Origin of the sequence: Bartonella sp. CL71SXKL (assembly GCF_042194935.1) — a bacterium.
GTDB lineage: Bacteria > Pseudomonadota > Alphaproteobacteria > Rhizobiales > Rhizobiaceae > Bartonella.
The window spans coordinates 66,268-84,639 of sequence record NZ_JBHINI010000003.1 but is presented as its reverse complement, the minus strand read 5'-3'; the positions used below and the strand labels follow the sequence as shown (position 1 = coordinate 84,639).

General features: G+C 36.8%; 10 protein-coding genes, 1 tRNA gene and 1 pseudogene. 5 read left to right on the top strand and 7 right to left on the bottom strand.

Going from position 1 to position 18,372, the window contains the following annotated elements; translation table 11 throughout:
* The first annotated feature begins 696 nt into the window (after positions 1-696).
* The 3 genes from ACFILA_RS02505 (at position 697) to ACFILA_RS02495 (ending at position 4,342) form a co-directional block, all read left to right on the top strand.
* Positions 697-771, top strand: a tRNA-Glu gene (locus tag ACFILA_RS02505).
* 813 nt (positions 772-1,584) lie between these two features.
* Positions 1,585-2,799 carry an NADP-dependent isocitrate dehydrogenase gene (locus ACFILA_RS02500; RefSeq protein WP_375631315.1) on the top strand — a complete coding sequence of 405 codons (1,215 nt, stop codon included), beginning with the start codon at positions 1,585-1,587 and terminating at the stop codon, positions 2,797-2,799.
* Between the two features lie 118 nt (positions 2,800-2,917).
* Positions 2,918-4,342, top strand: coding sequence for an MFS transporter (locus tag ACFILA_RS02495; protein WP_375631314.1), 1,425 nt, complete (start codon positions 2,918-2,920; stop codon positions 4,340-4,342).
* Positions 4,343-4,384: 42 nt separating this feature from the next.
* Here the strand turns inward: ACFILA_RS02495 and ACFILA_RS02490 are convergent, their stop codons facing one another.
* Together ACFILA_RS02490 and tgt are read right to left on the bottom strand one after the other, a co-directional pair.
* Positions 4,385-5,584, bottom strand: coding sequence for an MFS transporter (locus ACFILA_RS02490; protein WP_375660588.1), 1,200 nt, complete (start codon positions 5,582-5,584; stop codon positions 4,385-4,387).
* Positions 5,585-6,884: 1,300 nt separating this feature from the next.
* Complete coding sequence (gene tgt / locus ACFILA_RS02485; RefSeq protein ID WP_273791486.1) at positions 6,885-8,003, bottom strand: tRNA guanosine(34) transglycosylase Tgt; 1,119 nt, start codon at positions 8,001-8,003, stop codon at positions 6,885-6,887.
* 1,183 nt (positions 8,004-9,186) lie between these two features.
* On the opposite strand from tgt, the gene ACFILA_RS02480 reads away from it, so the two are divergent.
* On the top strand, positions 9,187-9,360 hold the full coding sequence (locus tag ACFILA_RS02480) for an integrase (RefSeq protein WP_375660587.1): 174 nt from the start codon (positions 9,187-9,189) through the stop codon (positions 9,358-9,360).
* Positions 9,361-9,461: 101 nt separating this feature from the next.
* Here ACFILA_RS02480 and ACFILA_RS02475 read toward each other — a convergent pair whose 3' ends face one another.
* From ACFILA_RS02475 to ssb, 5 genes and pseudogenes are all read right to left on the bottom strand, one after another.
* A complete protein-coding gene (locus ACFILA_RS02475; protein ID WP_273791487.1) occupies positions 9,462-9,974 on the bottom strand; it encodes a peptidylprolyl isomerase in 513 nt (170 codons plus the stop codon).
* Positions 9,975-9,992: 18 nt separating this feature from the next.
* On the bottom strand, positions 9,993-10,586 hold the full coding sequence (locus ACFILA_RS02470) for a peptidylprolyl isomerase (RefSeq protein WP_375660586.1): 594 nt from the start codon (positions 10,584-10,586) through the stop codon (positions 9,993-9,995).
* Positions 10,576-11,095: pseudogene (gene coaD / locus ACFILA_RS02465) on the bottom strand (pantetheine-phosphate adenylyltransferase). The gene ACFILA_RS02470 and the pseudogene coaD overlap by 11 nt, the downstream one beginning before the upstream one ends.
* A 24-nt stretch (positions 11,096-11,119) precedes the next feature.
* Entirely contained in the window at positions 11,120-13,903 is a 2,784-nt protein-coding gene (gene gyrA, locus ACFILA_RS02460; RefSeq protein WP_273791490.1) for a DNA gyrase subunit A, read from the bottom strand.
* Positions 13,904-14,133: 230 nt separating this feature from the next.
* The gene (gene ssb, locus ACFILA_RS02455) at positions 14,134-14,640 is read right to left on the bottom strand and encodes a single-stranded DNA-binding protein (RefSeq protein WP_273791491.1); all 507 of its coding nucleotides are present in this window, start codon (positions 14,638-14,640) and stop codon (positions 14,134-14,136) included.
* Positions 14,641-14,969: 329 nt separating this feature from the next.
* Between ssb and uvrA the strand changes: the two genes are divergently transcribed.
* Entirely contained in the window at positions 14,970-17,885 is a 2,916-nt protein-coding gene (uvrA, locus tag ACFILA_RS02450; protein ID WP_375660585.1) for an excinuclease ABC subunit UvrA, read from the top strand.
* The last annotated feature ends 487 nt before the right edge of the window (positions 17,886-18,372 follow it).

Sequence of the window (18,372 nt, the reverse complement as noted above, 5' to 3'; positions counted from 1 at the left end):
AAAAACTCAATCTACCCTTTATCCACGCTAATTCATTTTCAAATCAAGAACCTTCTCAATATATAAAAGAGCAAATGAAGGGTTTTTAATCTTAAATTTCTTACAGACATGTAAAAGTAAATATAAAAAATATTTTTAATATATTCTATAAAAATTAATTTAATATTTTCATTTTTATTATACAGGTATCTATTTATATTTTGTTAAATTGTAAGTAATCTATGGATTATTCATAAAAAATTTTGTATGATTGGTATTATTTGTTAATTTGGTAATAAATATTGTATTTCTACTTTATAAATTATACAGTTTTTGCTTTATGATAAGCTCAAATGAGAAATCTTCCGTATAAAGGCTCTTTCAAGCAAGTTAAATAATATTCTCATGTGACAACAAAGATAACAAACGATAAAATATGTAAAAAATAAATACATTTAAAATGCTGTTTTGATCATTTTTGCCTACTTTTCAAACTGAAAATAAATGCAAATATCATTTGCTGAGATGATACCCACATCAAAACTTTCTATCAATGATGATAACTTTACATTTTTTCTACAAAAAATCTTAGAAAATAAGATGATTCAAACAAGAGTTTCTCAAAAATTATTCAATAAAACACACTTTTTTCAAAAAAAATGACACAGAGGGCTTGCGAAGTAAAAAGATCCTCTCTATAAGCCTCATCATTGGTTTGCGCCCATCGTCTAGCGGTTAGGACATCGCCCTTTCACGGCGGAAACAGGGGTTCGATTCCCCTTGGGCGTACCATCCTCCTTTTTTCTATGTGTAATATATTCATTTTATTTGTGTTTTTAAAAATGAGGGATGCATAAATAAAAACGAGAGAACAAGATTTTAAAAGGAATTTCTTCGTAAATTAAAAGGAATCTCTTTGTAAAAAGGATACAAGAATCATTAGGTGATTAATTTCTTTGTTGCATTTCGAGGATAGTGCTTTACTGCGCACAGTTATAACAATAAGAATCTATAAAATATAAGAATTAGAGTATTCTAGCTCGCGATACGGTAATTTTATAAGTCATATTCTTGCGTATGCTGTTAATTTTTAAATTAAACCAGCCGCATCATTTATACGTTTTTTCCAACCTTCAAAACTGAAGTTTATCCCAAACGCATTTTATATGAAGCATTTCTAATTACAGTGCCTTTGTTATCACATTAAACTTTTTATAAATAAACAAACCGTAATCTTAGAGTTGAAATAGCAATATAAAAAAATAGATGCTTATTCACCTCACACAACAAATCAAGAAACTATAATTCAGAATACGATCAAATTATTAAATGGAATCTCTGATAATAAAAACGCATAATCCCCGTCCCTCGGTGATCTAACTACCTTATCTATTAAACAGATTCTTCATCAATCATAGAATACTTATAGATTTATAAACACATCACTTCTTTTCAAGGATTAAACCCTCCAACAAAATTTTACACTCTATTGATAATATATTCTAAAAGCTCATATTTGAATGCTTTTTTCCCTTGTTTTTACTTTTCATTATAAAGTTGAAAGTGTTATATAAGTAGTATCGCTTAAAAGAAAAAGGATTTCTAATGGTAAAGATCAAAGTAGAAAACCCCGTTGTTGAACTTGATGGGGATGAGATGACCCGCATCATCTGGAAATATATCAAAGATAAATTAATCCATCCCTACCTCGACATTGATCTAAAATATTATGATCTTTCCGTCGAAAATCGTGATGCAACCAATGATCAAGTAACAATCGATTCTGCCAATGCTATAAAAGAATATGGGGTTGGTATAAAATGCGCAACCATCACACCTGATGAGGCACGCGTTAAAGAATTTAACCTAAAAAAAATGTGGAAATCACCTAATGGTACAATCCGCAATATTTTAGGAGGAGTCATTTTTCGCGAACCCATTATCTGTAAAAATGTCCCTCGCCTTATTCCTAACTGGACAAAGCCAATTATTATAGGACGTCACGCTTTTGGCGATCAATACAAGGCAACAGATTTTAAATTTCCAGGAAAAGGGAAATTAAGTATTAAATTTGTAGGTGATGACAATCAAGTTATTGAACATGATGTTTTTGATGCTCCAAGCGCAGGGGTTGCCATGGCTATGTATAACCTTGATGAGTCAATTCGTGATTTTGCCCGCGCATCCTTTAATTATGGACTACAACGGAATGTTCCAGTTTATCTTTCAACAAAAAATACCATTCTAAAAGCTTACGATGGTCGTTTTAAAGATATCTTTCAAGAAATATTCGATATGGAATTTAAAACTGAATTTGAAAACCGTAAATTATATTACGAACACCGTCTTATTGATGATATGGTTGCTTCTGCATTAAAGTGGTCAGGTGGATACGTATGGGCATGTAAAAACTATGATGGTGATGTCCAATCTGATATTGTTGCCCAAGGCTTTGGTTCTCTTGGTCTCATGACTTCTGTTCTCATGACACCTGATGGTAAAATTGTTGAAGCAGAGGCTGCACACGGCACCGTAACACGCCATTACCGTCAGCATCAAAGAGGCGAAGAAACATCAACAAATTCTATTGCATCTATTTTCGCATGGACACGTGGACTGGCGCACCGTGCTAAACTAGATAACAATGAGAAATTAAAAAACTTTTCCACGACATTGGAAGAAGTTTGTATTAAAACCGTCGAAGAAGGTTTTATGACTAAAGATCTCGCACTTTTGATTGGGCCTAAACAAAAATGGCTTTCTACAACAGGTTTCCTCGATAAAATTGATGAGAATCTCAAAAAAGCAATGGGCAATTAAGTTATTAATTAAATTAAAATTCAAAGCTCTAAACAGAGCTTTGAATTTCTCTTGGCAAATTCAAAGAAGTACCTTATAAGTAAAAAGAGGATAAATTTTTATTAAATAGCAAAAAACAGTGAAACAACAGAGCTGGTCTGAGCTTTTATTGGGTAAAAATGGTCTTTGCTTTTTAACGTTTACAGGTGGTGTTATATTACACGCTACCAATGTTTATATTGTTATTACTATTTTACCTTCCCTTATAAATCATATTGGCAATGAATATTATTCTTGGGTGGCGACTGTCTTTATTACAGCTTCACTCCTTGGTACTTCACTTGCAACAAAAATATTAGGGAAATTAGGTCCTCGCAACGCTTATGTTATCTCTGGTCTTATCTTTACCCTAGGCACTTTCCTGTGCAGCATTTCTTCATCTATGCCATTATTTTTAATAGGACGCTTTATTCAAGGATTGGGAAGTGGTTCTTTGTTATCTCTATCCTATTCCATGGTACGTATTGTTTTCAGCCCATCTTTATGGTCACACGCATTAAGTGTTATCTCTGGAATGTGGGGAATATCAACCTTGTTAGGACCAGCAATCGGAGGAATTTCTGTATATTATGGCCTATGGAGAGCATCCTTTTGGATCATTGGCGCATTAGCTATATTCTTCTCACTCATAGCCTTTAAAATTTTACCCAAAAAGAATGAAAACTATGTTCCAACATCCCCCCTCCCTCTTCTCCAGCTTCTCACACTCACCTTATTGATTTTTATCATCTCTGTTGGAGGAGCTATGGACACAACAATGGCAAAAATTTGCGGATTAGTTATCGGACTTAGTCTTCTCTTTGTTTTAGCAAAAATCGAATCATATAGCTTTCATCCTATGTTGCCGCGCAAATCCTTTTCTTTCTCTTCTGAAATTTTTCCTGTTTACGCATTAATACTCGTTATGACAACAGTCGTGTACAGTATAGAACTTTATTTACCACTTTTTCTTCAAGAACTTCATGGACAAGCTCCACTTATAGCCGGTTATATAGCAACACTTATGAGCCTAGGGTGGACGTGTGGAGCCCTCTCAAGTGCTGCTGTCTCCACAAAAAAAATTCGCAACATCATTATATACTCGCCCCTATTAAAACTGTTAGGCATAGCGATTCTTTTATGGCTCATACCAACAGAAGTTTCCACGCTTGAATATATTTTTATTATTTGCTTAGCACTATTTTCTATTGGAATCAGTGCAGGCATAGCATGGCCACATTTGCTCACACGAATTTTACAATGTACAAATGATGAAGATGCTCTCCGTGCCAGTGAATCCCTTACCTCCGTACAACTATTTTCAGCTGCATTGAGTGCAACTCTAGCCGGAGTTATCACCAATCTTGCCGGACTCTTTAATCCTGGAGGAACAATAGGAATGATCTTAGCAGCAAAAACTCTTCTTGTAGTGCTCATTGGTTTTTTATTTTGTTTTGCTATTCCATTAGCGCTGCGCATTTCTTACTGCATGTTAAAAAATCCAACAGGACATTCCAATAATTAAATAAATATAAAAATACCTTCTTCATGTTAAAAATGAAAAACATTAAGCATGCTTCTCCATATACCATGAGACGCAAAAAACCATTAATCCACACAAAGTTAGAACACTTCCTAAAACAGCTGTATATTCATAACTATAACCCAATTTTAAAACTAATGCTCCAGATTCTGCACCAAGAGCGTTGGCAATATTAAAAGCAGACTGCATTAATGCTCCTGCCAAAATCTGTCCCTGTAGTGCAACATCCATAATTTTTGTTTGTATAGAAGGCATAGCAGCAAAAGAAGTTCCAACAAAAAAGCATCCTATTGCCGCTGTTAACGGAGCATAGGATAAAAAGAAAAAAATAAAAAAAACAAATACGCTCCAAAGCATAGAAAAAAATATCATCGGCGAAATACCAATTTTAACGGCTAATTTAGGCCCCAAGAGATTTCCTACCACCATTCCCAATCCAACTAACGGCATAATAAATGGTACCAACTCAAGTGAAACACCAGAAATATGCATTAATGTTGGCTTGATATAAGTGAAAACAGAAAATAATCCTGACGCTCCCACCGACACCATCAACAAAAGAAGCCACACCTGCTTTTGCTTTAATGCACCCATTTCTTGCAAAGGATTCGTTTTTGGAAAACTTGAATCACAAGGAAAAAAATTCCAAATAAGCAAACAACATAATAAAGCGATCATCCCCACAAGGACAAAAGCAATCTGCCAACCAATAAGTTGACCAATCCAAGTAGCACTGGGTGCTCCCAAAACGGTTGCAATTGTTAAGCCAAGCATAACATATCCAACAGCTTTAGAACGTTCTTTCATTTCTACCATTGAAGAGGCAACCATAGCCGCAAGTCCAAAATAGATTCCATGGGGAAGTCCACTGAGAAAGCGTAATACTACTAATATGCTAAAATCAGAAACAAAGGCACTAGCAATATTTGCTAAGGCATAAAAAAGCATCAAGCCTATCAAAACAGTTTTGCGTGATACCTGAGCTGTTGCCACAGCTAAAAGAGGTGCTCCAATCACAACTCCTAATGCATAAGCAGAAATATATTGACCAGCGGTAGGAATATCAACATAGGAACTTCGTGCCATCTCTGGCAGTAGCCCCATTGCAACAAACTCTGCAGTACCAATAGCAAAACTGCCCACAGCAAGAGCTAAAATTATTAAACGTCGTATTCTCGAATCAATTCCCAATGCAAGAACCTTTTGTTGATAAGAATCCCTCATATCATCACTTCTGGATAGGAGTTTTAACTGTAAATATCTGTAATACACACAAACAAAAATTCAAAACATTGTTATACGCATGCCCAATAGTCCCCAATAAAGTTTTAGAAATATTTTTATATATAAAGCATTTTATGGAGTTTTAAGTAAGATTCTTTAATGGAAAATCTTTGAAAACCTCAAGGTCATAGACGTATTCACATTCACCTATTTCTATCAGATATACCAGATAATAAACTTTGTCTCCTCTTTTCAGCCGTTGAAATTTTACAGTGAAAACTTTATTTTACAACGATATACTATACCCTATAAATAATTCTAAAATTTGCTGAATAATGCATTTCAAACAAGTGAACAATATCTCATCATTATCTTGATACAAAGATAAAACTTCTCCCCCAATTATTGTTGCTTTATTTTTGCTACCTAAATGCAGATCCCCCAAATCGATAAGCTATAATTTCAACTTTAGGCCATTCTTATAAATTATTATAGAGTCTTTAAAAAATTCTCATGATAATAGTGCTTGGTTTCTAGATTTATTAAATATCCTCTTTTAGGCATCTTTCCCCCTCCCTCACAGAGGAATCGCATCAGATATCTAACTCACTATCTGTAAATTAAAATATTCACGTAAATATATTATGATTATTTTCAGATAAATTCTATAAACAAAGCAGAAAACAAATATAATAAGTTTTGTTTCAATATATATATTGATATTTTATAATATATGATAATTATTGTGATTAATATTTAATTTTTATTACATTAAAACTATAGATTTTTAGTTTTACAATATTAATAATATTATATAAATCTCTGTAAATAATATTTATATTAATATATAAAAATAACAACAATATAAAATTATAACATTTTAAATATGTAATATTATTTTAGTTTTATTTTAATTTTCTAAAAATTTATCTGTTCGATTGTATATAATCCATTATTTACCTTTAATAATAAAAAACACAAAATATCTCATAAAAATACAATTTTCATACTTCTTTAAGAGTTCGCTAACGCCTCATTAACATTGTTGCTGTAAACAGTCATCAGAAACAGAAAAACTGTTTTTCTCCGGATCAGGTAGCGCGTACCGGAGTAACAGTTTCTGTTTTTATATAGTAATTAGAAACAGAATATGTGCCCTCATAAAACCGCACTGTTATATTTTAAGATAGTGAAATTTTATAATTTTGGAAGATGTTTCTGATTTCATATTTTTAACTAAATTTGTAAGTGCGAGAATAAATTCAATAAAAAAATGCGGCGCTATATTACGATTAATATTTTAGCGTCCTTGTGCCCATAGAGCACGCGTTTCAGCGCAAAAATCAGCATAACAGCCTTCCTCAATGGCATCACGAATTCCCTGCATAAGTTGTTGATAATAAAAAAGATTATTCCAAGTCAACAACATCCCCCCAAGAGATTCACCAGATTTGATCAAATGATGCAAATAAGCACAACTATAATCATGTGCTGCTGGACAAAGTGACTGTGGATCAAGAGGATGTGGATCTTCTGCATAACGCGCATTACGCAAATTAATTCTACCAAAGCGGGTAAAAGCTAAACCATGACGTCCTGCACGCGTTGGCATAACACAATCAAACATATCAACACCACGTGCAACACTTTGTAAAATATCATCAGGTGTCCCTACTCCCATAAGGTAGCGTGGTTTATCCTCTGGTAAAATCGGACAAGTAGTATCCAATACTGCTGTCATAACACTCTGCGGCTCACCAACAGCAAGCCCTCCAATAGCGTAACCTTTTAAATCCATTTCTTTTAATGCTTGAGCAGAACGTTCACGCAGTTTCATATTATCACCACCTTGAACAATCCCAAACAATGCTTTATCTGGCTGATCTCCAAAAGCTGTTTTACAACGCAGCGCCCACCGCAATGAAAGTTCCATAGCTTCTTCCATTTCTTTTTCAGTTGCTGGTAATGCAATACATTGATCCAACTGCATCTGGATATCCGCACCAAGAAGTCCTTGAATTTCGATAGAACGCTCTGGACTCATTTCATAGTAAGCTCCATTAATGTAAGAGCGAAAAATCACACCTTGTTCAGTAATTTTACGGATTCCCGCCAATGACATAACCTGAAATCCACCAGAATCGGTTAAAATAGGTCCGCTCCAGCGTGAAAATTCATGTAATCCTCCCAAACGCGCAACACGTTCAGCTCCTGGACGTAACATTAAATGATAAGTATTCCCCAAAATGATATCTGCACCAAGATCACGAATTTGATCCATATACATAGCCTTAACAGTTCCTGCCGTCCCAACAGGCATAAATGCGGGTGTACGAACACATCCTCGCCCCGTTATAATTTCTCCTCGACGTGCATACCCATCTTGAGCAATTTTTCTATAATGAAATGTCTTTATCATAACTCTCGTCTTTTTGATTCCATCAATGCATATCTCTATAGAAAGAAAAAAGATATCCCCTTACGCGCATTGTCATAAGCTTTATGAATTAATTTTTGATTCGCTCAATATTGTAACCAGCATCAAAAATTAAACGAGATAAAAGAACATTTCTTGTTAAGAAATCACCATAATAAAAGTGATAATCTAACTCTAGAAAAATAGTAAAATCCTTATAATATCATACCTCAAAATACCTACGCTTATCCTTAACAGAACTGCAAAATTATTATCACAATAATTTCATCTTCACATACTTCCATAAGCAGTAACTTTGTACCCATAAAAGAAAATTTTGAACGCATTGTACAGCTCACAATATTCTTTAACTTTTACAGATAAAAATTTTTCATCTACTGGGCACAGCGATCCTCACGCTTAATAAAAGTGCAAATGAACATAATCATTTATCCACTCACAATATTGAGATAGCTCTTGGCATTGGAGATAATTCACAAAAGAAATTAACGTGTAAATAAAAATACTTTAAAAAACTAAAAATGCTTTTTGTAAAGATTCTCAAATACCAAAAGCTCTATCGTAACATTAGAGGCTGAAAAAGCGTATGATGGTACCCGTTTGCTCCTTCACAAGCTTTAAAGATGGTGGTGCATAATATTTTATACTATTTATAGCTTTAAAACTATACATGCCATGAATGTCATCGTGGAAGTGAATGTTGATATGTACTGAGAAATGCTTCTTAAAAAAACACGTAAATATGCAACACAAGTGTATTCCGTTTGGAGCGTTCCTCTATAAAAAAACGAGAAAAATAAAAGCGTAAGTCCATGCATAATCTTCATTATTTAAAAGATATCGCGTTAGATACTTAAAAAAGTAAAGTTGAATTAAAAAGGAGATGGCAAGACTAGCCATTTATTTCACTTCTGCGCCTTTATTATATTCTTCTAAGATTAAACTGTCTTCTTATTTTAAAGATTACGCCAATATATATATATATATAAATGCTGGTTTTCCACCTTGCTAAGAAAACTGGATGAGCGAGTAAAGCTCTTATCCGTCTTAATATGTGTTTCAAACATGCTTCTGCATTAGGATTGGATGTTGATTTACAAGCAGAAACAAAAGCACACGCTCTCTCAGGAAAGTAACATCATAAAACTATTAAGACCGACAATGGATGGAAGAGAACTGCCAAATTTTTTATAAAACACTTTGCCAAACAACAACCATAATACAACAGACTTTGCGTTTTCTTATTCTGACAAGTGTTTGTACAAATCCTTTGCGTTATATTCTTAAGGAAGATCCGATTGAAGGAAATATATGGACAATGCTTAGCTCGAAATTATAAAAGGTAAGCGTGATACTACAAAAGAGTTTTGTGTGCCTTTATTGATCAGAAAAGAGTATTTTTTTCTTAGAAACTTACAATTAAAATCAGTATAGTTTATACTATTTTGCATCCGCAGCAATAATGGCTTTGGTAATTGAATCTGGATCTGAAACAGGTTCACCACGTTTAATTTTATCAACATTTTCCATACCTTCAACAACCTGCCCCCATATGGAATATTGACGATCAAGCCACGGAGCATCTGCAAAACAAATAAAAAACTGAGAGTTAGCAGAATTTGGATTCTGACTCCGTGCCATAGAAACTGTACCACGCTTATGAGAAAGATTTGAAAACTCTGCTGTTAAATTTGGTTTTTCTGCTCCCCCCATACCCGCACGTGATAAATTGAATTTTTCACTATCCTTCTTTCCAAATTGCACATCCCCTGTTTGCGCCATAAAACCATCAATAACGCGATGGAAAATAACATTATCATAAGCACCTTCACGTACCAATTCTTTAATACGTGCAACATGACAAGGTGCTAAATCAGCAAAAAGCTCAATAACAACTCTGCCCTTTGTTGTTTCAAGAATTAAAGTATTTTCTGGATTTTTATTCTCTGCCATATGGAAAGCTCCCTTGATTCATTTCTCAACTTGTAAAGTAGCAGCATTAATAACATCAGGATTTTTTACAGATCCATTATTACTTGTCGTACCTTTTTTTATTTTATCAACAACATCCATCCCCTTTATAACCTCTCCAACAACCGTATACTGACCGTTTAAAAAAGCAGCATCATCAAAACAAATGAAGAATTGAGAATTCGCGGAATCCGGATCTTGTGACCGTGCCATCCCAACTGTACCACGCTTAAACGGCTGCTTTGAAAACTCTGCCGGTATATTGGGATAATTTGAGCCACCCATACCAACGCGTTTCAAATCAAAATCTCTACTGCCTTTTTTTCCAAATTCTACATCACCAGTTTGTGCCATGAAATTAGGAATAACGCGATGAAACACAACATTATTATAGGCCCCCTCCTCTGTTAATCTTTTGATTTGCGCAACATGTTTTGGCGCCAAATCAGGACGCAGACGAATAATGACATCACCATCTTTGAGAGATAAAACAAGAAGGCTTGCATCGCTTGCTGGTCTAGGATTACCAGCGACAGCGGACAATGAAAAAAAACAAAACACACATATCAAAACAGCAAAAGTTCTACGAGACACAATTATTCTCCCCTAAAAGATTGGAATTTCGAGCTCAAAGCTTGTGCAACATTGGGCGGTACAAATGGTGTTACATCACCTCCCATAGAGGCAATTTGGCGTACCAATGTAGAAGTTATCGCACGCCCAGAAACACTTGCCGGCAAAAAAACAGTTTGCAATTCAGGAGCCATAACGCCATTCATCCCGGCCATTTGCATTTCATAATCAAGATCAGTACCATCACGCAATCCACGAATGAGAAATGAAGCACCAACTTCACGCGCCTTCTCAATGAGAAGGTTGTTAAATGAAAGAACCTGCAATCGATTAGAATCTGCACCAAACAAGTCTTTCCCGACCTGCGTAATGAAATCAACACGCTCTTCGAAGCTAAAGAGTGTTTTTTTGTCAGCCTGTATCCCTATAGCGACGACCACCTTATCAGCTAACACAAAACACCCTTTCAAAACATCAAGATGACCATTTGTAAGAGGATCAAAAGAACCCGCGTAAAGAGCAATTTTCATGACTTTACTCCTTCCTCTTAAAAATTATTTTTCTTCGCTCATATCAACTGTATCTGAATGTTTCTCACCTTCATCATCTAATGAACTCGTATCATCTTCAGGTTCAGAAATACGTTCAACCGATACGACTCTTTCACCTTTGGCTGTATTAAAAATTGTGACTCCCTTAGTTGAGCGCCCAGCAGTACGAATTCCCTCAACAGGGACACGAATAAGCTGCCCCCCATCTGATACCAACATAATTTGATCTTGCGCCTTCACCGGAAAAGCCGCTACTAATTTACCAATTTCAGCTGTTTTAGATGGATCTGTTGCGCGAATCCCCTTTCCGCCACGTCCCGAAATCCGGAACTCATAGGAAGAAGAACGTTTACCATAACCAAACTCACTCACTGTCAAAAGCATTTGTTCACGTGCATGAAGTTCTGCATAACGTTCATCTGTTAACTCTGTTTCAGCACCCCCATCTTCTTCATCAAGAGTTATAACATCTTCAACATCAGCATCTGCACCAGAAGCACGCCGTTCATTCATTACACGTTTAATATAAGCAGAACGCTCAATGGACGTCGCCTCGACATGCTCTAAAATTGTCATCGAAATGACTTTATCGCCTTTAGCTAAATTGATACCACGAACTCCCACAGAATTACGCCCAGCAAAGACCCGAACATCAACAACTGGAAAACGGATACATTGTCCATTGGCTGTTGTTAGAACAACATCATCATGTTCTGTACAGGTTTCAACAGAAAGAATTTCATCTTCTTCATCAAGTTTCATCGCAATTTTACCATTACGATTAACCTGAACGAAATCTGATAATTTATTACGACGCACAGTTCCACGTGTTGTCGCAAACATAATATCTAATGCACTCCAGCTCGCTTCATCTTCAGGCAAAGGCATAATCGTTGTAATACGCTCACCTTGTTGTAAGGGAAGCATATTGATCAAAGCCCGCCCACGCGATTGGGGTGTCCCCAGCGGCAGTCGCCAAACTTTTTCCTTATAAACAATCCCACGTGATGAAAAGAAAAGAACCGGAGTATGCGTATTGGCAACAAACAACCGCGTTACAAAATCCTCATCCTTCGTGGACATACCAGAACGCCCCTTACCACCACGTCGCTGTGCACGATAGGTATTAAGAGGCACACGCTTAATATAACCACTATGGCTTACCGTTACCACCATATCCTCTGGCGCGATCAGATCTTCACTCTCCATCTCAGCGCTACCAAAGCCAAATACGGTACGTCGCGGCGTTGCAAACTCCTCACGAAGAGCACTCAACTCATCCTTAACAATACACATAATCCGCACGCGTGATGCCAAGATCTCAAGATAGTCAGCGATATCCACGCCAATTTTATTCAATTCATCAGCAATTTCATCACGCCCAAGGGCTGTCAATCGTTGCAAACGCAATTCTAAAATAGCACGCGCCTGTTCTTCAGAGAGATTATAAGTACCATCCTCATGAATAATATGACGAGGATCATCAATAAGTTTAATCAAAGGCGCAACATCCATCGCTGGCCAGCGTCGCTCCATTAACTGTGCACGTGCTGTCTGCGGATCAGGAGCTTTGCGAATAAGCGCTATAATTTCATCAATATTGGCAACAGCAAGGGCAAGACCAACCAAAACATGTGCTCGCTCACGCGCTTTACGCAAAAGATATTTTGTTCGCCGACTGACAACTTCTTCCCGAAAAGAAACAAATGCACGAAGCATATCAAGCAACGTCATCTGTTCGGGTTTCCCCCCATTCAAAGCAACCATATTACAACCAAAGGAAGTTTGCAGCGGCGTATACCGATATAATTGGTTTAAAACAACTTCCGCAACAACATCTTTCTTCAGCTCAATAACGACCCGATATCCATCACGATCAGATTCGTCACGCAAATCAGAGATTCCTTCAATGCGTTTATCGCGCACTAATTCGGCCATTTTCTCAATCATCGTTGCCTTATTAACTTGATAAGGGATCTCACTCACAATAATTGCTTGTCGACCACTGCGAATCTCTTCGATCTCAACTTTAGCACGCATAATGATTGAGCCACGCCCTGTTTCATAAGCTGCACGAACACCAGAATGTCCGAGGATAATGCCCCCTGTAGGAAAATCCGGACCAGGAATAATTTCAATTATTTTATCGAGTGTGATATCGGGATTATCAATCAAAGCGATACAACCATCAACGACTTCACCAAGATTATGGGGAGGAATATTGGTTGCCATTCCCACAGCAATCCCCCCTGACCCATTAACCAAAAGATTGGGAAAACGCGCTGGCAAGACAACCGGTTCACGCTCACGCCCATCGTAATTATCCTGAAAATCAACAGTATCTTTATCAATATCAGCTAAAAGTTCTTCTGAAACTTTTTCTAAACGACACTCAGTATAGCGCATGGCCGCAGGTGGATCACCATCAACGGAACCAAAATTTCCCTGACCATCAATTAATGGATTTCTTAAAGAAAAGTCCTGCGCCATACGCACTAATGCATCGTAAATTGAAGCATCACCATGGGGATGAAATTTCCCCATAACCTCACCAACAACACCAGCAGATTTACGATACGACTTATTGAAAGAAAGCCCCATCTCATTCATAGCATGAAGGATACGTCGATGAACAGGCTTAAGACCATCACGGACATCAGGGAGTGCACGTGAAACAATCACGCTCATCGCATAATCGAGATAGGAGCGTTGCATTTCATCAATAATACTGATTGGTTCAATACCGGTTAGCACATCACGTTCTGGGTGTGGAGTAAGATCGGTCACAATTTCAAAACTTTCAAAAAAGAATCATTTCACTTTATTTATAGCGAAAAATACACCAAAATGCTAATTTCTCTCCCATGACAAAAAAGAAATTTAACAATATTTTTCAAGATGTTATTAATTTATATTTTAAATTACCAATAATAATTAACAATTTTCACTTCGCTAAACTTCAAAAATCTGAAACAAGCAAACCATAAAATGATCATAATACTGCAATTTAAAGACTCTTAAAAAGGGACATCATCATCTAATTTGTGTGAAAAACTTTCTCCCAATTGATTATTATTTTGACCAAAAGTATTTCTCTGATTTGAGTGACTATCGGCAAAGCCACCACTATAACTCCCCCCTTGACTTGCTCCTTGCTCCCCGCTCGCAGCTCCCCGCCCATCAAGCATTTGTAATTCGCCACGGTACTTTTGCAAAACAATCTCTGTTGTATAACGGTCATTTCCATTTTGATCTTGCCATTTTCGTGTCTGTAACTGCCCCTCAATATAAATTTTGCTGCCTTTTTTTAAATATTGCTCTGCAACTTTGACAAGGTTTTCATTAAAAATAACAATACTATGCCACTCAGTGCGTTCTTTTCGCTCATTTGTATTCCGATCGCGCCAACTTTCTGAAGTAGCAATACGCAGATTTGCCACTTGATCACCAGAATTCAAACGGCGGATTTCAGGATCGGCACCAAGATTACCAATCAAAATAACTTTATTAAGGCTACCAGCCATCGTATAAACTCCAAAATTTTAATTCGTAAAGTACTCTGTTCTATAACAGTTATAACCATCTTGACCTTCAATTTACATGTCGCAATTGACCATCAATATGGGTATGCTATCCTTTCTCAATACTGTATTGAGTGTAATTATACCAAAAGATGATAAAAACACATAGTTTATTCCACCACGAGAGAATAAAAAGCTGCTCATTTGTATTTTTTTCACAAAACTTATACCTTCCTTTTGCATTAAAGCAGTTAAACACATTGTAATTCTAAAAAAACAGTTTTATTCCATTTTAGGTGCTCAATTTTTGCCACATATGCCAAGGATAAAGTATGACTCATCAAAAATATATCTCCATTCGCGGTGCACGTGAGCATAACCTTAAAAATATTGATCTTGATCTGCCTCGTGACAAACTCATTGTTATAACAGGACTTTCTGGATCAGGGAAATCATCTTTAGCGTTTGATACAATTTACGCTGAAGGACAACGCCGCTATGTCGAAAGCCTTTCAGCCTATGCACGCCAATTTTTGGAAGTCATGCAAAAACCCGATGTCGACCGCATAGACGGTCTCTCTCCAGCTATCTCCATTGAACAAAAAACAACCAGTCGCAACCCTCGTTCAACGGTAGGTACCGTTACTGAAATCCACGATTACATGCGTCTTCTCTTTGCACGTATTGGTATTCCTCATTCTCCTGCAACAGGACTTCCTATTGAAAGCCAGACAGTAAGTCAAATGGTGGATCAAATTATGTCCTTACCAGAAGGAACGCGAATTTTTATTATGGCACCCTTAGTGCGAGGACGAAAGGGAGAATATAAAAAAGAGCTAACAGAACTTTTAAAAAGAGGATTTCAACGCGCTAAAGTTGATGGAAAATTCTATGAAATCGCTGATATTCCACCTCTTGATAAAAAATATAAACACGACATCGATGTCGTGGTAGACCGTATTGTTGTACAGAAGGATATCACCTCTCGCTTGGCTGATAGTATAGAAACCTGTTTACAGCTAGCAAATGGGCTTGCCATAGCTGAAATGGCAGACCAACCCTTAGCACAAAAAGAAACGACAAAGGAATCTGCTCATAAATCAAAAAATGATACACACAAACGGCTCATTTTTTCAGAAAAGTTTTCCTGCCCAGTATCGGGTTTCTCTATTCCTGAAATTGAACCACGCCTTTTTTCGTTCAATAATCCTTTTGGGGCCTGTCCTCTCTGCGATGGATTGGGTATCAAAAAGGCAATGGATCCACTAAAAATTGTGCCAAATAAAAACCTTACCCTAAAGAATGGAGCCATTGCTCCTTGGGCTAAATCGGATTCACTTTATTATAGTCAAACCTTAGAAGCATTAGGAAAAGCTTACGGTTTCAAACTCACAGATCAATGGTGTGAACTCTCTAGTGAAGCACAACAGGCTATTCTCTACGGTACAAAAAGAGATGAAATTTCTTTTATCTATAAAAATAATTCTGGTTCGCATAAAATGACCCAACCCTTTGAAGGAATCATCCCTAATATGGAGAGACGCTGGAAAGAAACCGATTCTGCTTGGTCTCGAGAAGAAATCGAACGTTATATGTCTTCTTCGCCCTGCCCAGCTTGTCACGGTTATCGTTTAAAACCAGAGGCACTTGCTGTAAAAATAAACGGAATGCATATTGGGCAAATATCAGATCTTTCTATTCTAAAGGCAGATGATTGGTTTGCCAATGTTCATCAATATCTCACAGAAAAACAACGTAATATCGCCGTACGTATTTTAAAAGAAATTCGTGAACGCTTGGCTTTTTTAAATCATGTAGGATTGGAATATCTTACCTTGTCTCGAAATTCAGGAACGCTTTCAGGGGGAGAAAGCCAACGCATTCGGTTGGCATCCCAAATTGGTTCTGGTCTTACAGGTGTTCTTTATATTTTAGATGAACCATCTATCGGTTTACACCAACGCGATAATGAACGCCTTTTGGAAATGCTGCGTCATTTGCGCAATCTTGGCAATACAGTTATTGTTGTTGAACATGATGAAGATGCTATTCTCACAGCAGACTATGTTGTTGATATGGGGCCTGCCGCAGGCGTTCATGGTGGAGAAATCATAGCGCAAGGGACACCGCAGGAAATTATAGAAAATTCAGCCTCTCTCACAGGCCAATACCTTTCAGGAAAAATGGCTGTTAAAATGCCGACAAAGCGACGCAAAATATCAAAAACGAAAACACTTAAAGTCATTGGCGCCAAAGGCAATAACCTCAAAAATATCAATGCGAATATTCCTCTTGGAACCTTCACATGCATAACTGGTGTTTCTGGAGGAGGAAAATCAACATTTCTTATTGAAACGCTTTTCAAAGCAGCATCACATCATATCATGGGCTCTCATCACAGCCCTGCCAGCTATGACAAAATTGAAGGATTAGAATTTCTTGATAAAGTCATTGATATCAACCAGTCCCCTATTGGACGCACCCCACGCTCTAATCCCGCAACCTATACAGGTGCTTTTACACCGATTCGTGAGTGGTTTGCTGATCTTCCAGAATCAAAAGCCCGCGGTTACAAAGCTGGGCGTTTTTCATTTAATGTTAAAGGAGGACGGTGCGAAGCATGCCAAGGCGACGGAGTCATCAAAATTGAAATGCACTTTTTACCTGATGTCTATGTTACTTGCGATGTCTGTAAAGGAAAACGCTATAACCGAGAAACACTAGAAATAAAATTCAAAGGACAGTCTATAGCCGATATTTTGGATATGACAATTGAAAAGGCAGAAGAATTTTTCCAAGCTATTCCCGCTATTCATAATAAAATGGAAACTCTCATTAAAGTAGGATTGGGTTACATAAAAGTAGGACAGCAAGCAACCACACTTTCTGGTGGGGAAGCACAACGTGTAAAACTTGCGAAAGAACTTTCTCGTAAAACAACGGGACGTACACTCTATATTTTGGATGAACCGACAACAGGTTTACATTTTCACGATATTTCCAAACTTCTTGAAGTGCTTCACGAACTAGTCGAGCAAGGCAACACAGTTATAGTCATTGAACATAACCTTGATGTTATAAAGACAGCCGACTGGATTATTGATTTAGGACCAGAAGGTGGAGATCGCGGTGGTGAAATTGTTGCAATTGGACGCCCTGAAGACATCATTAAGGTTCCCGCTTCCTATACGGGAAAATTTCTAAAAGATGTTTTACTACGCCCATCTCTCTATAATTCCAATTCTTAGAAACGCTTTTTATTGTAAAATACAGCATACTAACAAAGCCTGTACTTTTACTATTACCTGTAAACCAACACCTAATTCCAGTGATGCAACACGTTTGAAGCAAAGACTAAAAACAATTTAGCGCTTTATAAGCTGTTTCAGTTGTCGTATTGCCAAATAAGAATGCGCGCATAATTGCATATTTATTCTCTGTTTTGTTTATACCTGAAACGACCAGACAGCCTAAACTGGAAAGAATACGAAGTTTTAAAGGTATAAATAAGTTCCTATCTTTACATCACTTCTTAATTTATCTTTATGATTTCAAAGGAATCCGCGGCAATATCTTATAATGAAGATTGCCATTGCTTCACGCTTTTATTCATCGCGTTCCTTAATGGGATCATATTCCTCACGAAGGGACAAAACGCCCCAAACGGAATATATTTGCATTGCCAATTCACACATCTGTTTTAAAGAAACATTTCTCAATGCTCCCAAGCCCATT